This window comes from Bacillus sp. SIMBA_005, from assembly GCF_046535585.1.
In the GTDB taxonomy this organism is placed as follows: Bacteria; Bacillota; Bacilli; order Bacillales; family Bacillaceae; genus Bacillus; species Bacillus pumilus.
Map to the genome: position 1 here is coordinate 1 of NZ_JAWRWI010000778.1, position 254 is coordinate 254.

Annotated in this window: 1 pseudogene; it reads left to right on the forward strand. The window is 64.6% G+C overall.

What is annotated here, in order from left to right:
* A pseudogene (locus SB660_RS22190) lies at positions 1–254 on the forward strand (MFS transporter); the annotation flags it as partial.

Below are 254 nucleotides of genomic sequence, written 5' to 3' on the forward strand. Positions count from 1 at the left end.
TGCGCGGTTTCGGTTACCCATTCTTCGCCTATGCCTTCCTCGTCTGGATCTCGGCGACCGCTCCGAAGAAGCGCCTCGCCATGTCGATCGGCTGGTTCTACGTCGCCTTCAGCGCGGGCCTGCCAACGCTCGGCGCGCTCACCGCCACCGCGAGTCTCGATCTGTTCGGTCTCGACTACTACCAGACCCTCTGGGTCTCGTTCTCGCTCGTCGCGATCGGCTCGATCGTCGCCGTCGTCGGCATCAAGGAGCGC